The following is a 1381-nucleotide window of genomic DNA, read 5'->3' on the forward strand; positions in this document are numbered from 1 at the left end:
AAAGGCGCGATCAACATTGAGACGCTGGAACTCACGTACCGCATTGACAACACGATCAACGCGGTTTCTACGATTGCCTTGCTCAAACAGTTGGAGAGCGCTTACCCAGCGGCCTCTCGCATCATCGTGATTTGCGACAACGCCCGCTACTACAAATCCAAGCTCGTCGCGGAATACTTGAAGAACTCCCGCATTCAACTTGAGCCATTACCGGCGTATAGCCCGAATCTCAACCTGATCGAGCGATTCTGGAAATTCTTCAAGAAGCAAGTGCTTTACAATCGTTATTACGAGCGGTTTGCCGAGTTCCGAATAGCCTGCAAAGAGTTTTTTGCGGAGCTGGATCTCTATGCGCCCTAACTGCGCACGCTGCTTGCTGAGAATTTCCAGATTATCGGTAATTGAGAACCGAAATCCTGCATTCGCTAGGTATAGACCGGATCCTTTGTGGCGGGAGAGCGTAGGGAAACGGTCACTTAGTATCCCAATAACGCCTACCATCAGCGGCGCGCGCCTTTGGCGCGTCCGCTGCATGGTTTTTTAGGGTTTTCTTAAAGAATGCTTCATTCTTATGAGGATCACGCTCCGCCATTTCTCGCATATGTTTTTTTTGGCGCTCCTTTTCTTCCCTTATCTTTTTCCTACATGCGCTGCACCTGACCGCAGTGGTTTCTAGTGCTCCCTTTGCGATTTCGTACCACCATTTTTGTTGCTTCGCCGTCCATATCTCTTTGGCGCCACAGTCTTTACATACAAACTCTTTATCTAGATAGAATAAAGGGATATCAAAAAACATCGAATGATAATGTACTTCCGCTTGATTAACTGGCACAGCCCACTCCGGGATTGGTCTTTTAAACGGATTAGCGCTGCATTCTCTTTTTGCCATCCTTTTTAGCCTTGCAGCTTTTATCTCGTTACGACGCTGTTTCCCACTCTTCATTCTTATTTACCCTATACCTAGCGAATGCAGGATTTCGGTTCTCAATTACCGATAATCTGGAAGTTCTCAGCAAGCAGCGTGCGCAGTTGGGGCGCATAGAGATCCAGCTCCGCAAAAAACTCTTTGCAGGCTATTCGGAACTCGGCAAACCGCTCGTAATAACGATTGTAAAGCACTTGCTTCTTGAAGAATTTCCAGAATCGCTCGATCAGGTTGAGATTCGGGCTATACGCCGGTAATGGCTCAAGTTGAATGCGGGAGCTCTTCAAGTATTCCGCGACGAGCTTGGATTTGTAGTAGCGGGCGTTGTCGCAAATCACGATGATGCGAGAGGCCGCTGGGTAAGCGCTCTCCAACTGTTTGAGCAAGGCAATCGTAGAAACCGCGTTGATCGTGTTGTCAATGCGGTACGTGAGTTCCAGCGTCTCAATGTTGATC

Annotated in this window: 3 protein-coding genes; 1 reads left to right on the top strand and 2 read right to left on the bottom strand. The window is 48.2% G+C overall.

Annotated features, from left to right (window positions below; all coding sequences use genetic code 11):
• Positions 1 to 360: IS630 family transposase (locus tag THIDRDRAFT_RS23220; RefSeq protein ID WP_007043393.1), on the top strand; the 360-nt coding region annotated here is incomplete at its 5' end.
• 112 nt (positions 361 to 472) lie between these two features.
• Here THIDRDRAFT_RS23220 and THIDRDRAFT_RS25235 read toward each other — a convergent pair.
• A complete protein-coding gene (locus THIDRDRAFT_RS25235) occupies positions 473 to 943 on the bottom strand; it encodes a zinc-ribbon domain containing protein (RefSeq protein WP_007043394.1) in 471 nt (156 codons plus the stop codon).
• A gap of 41 nt (positions 944 to 984) precedes the next feature.
• On the bottom strand, positions 985 to 1381 hold a 397-nt coding region (locus THIDRDRAFT_RS23225; protein WP_007043395.1), incomplete at its 5' end, for an IS630 family transposase.

Source organism: Thiorhodococcus drewsii AZ1, from assembly GCF_000224065.1.
GTDB classification, from domain to species: Bacteria; Pseudomonadota; Gammaproteobacteria; order Chromatiales; family Chromatiaceae; genus Imhoffiella; species Imhoffiella drewsii.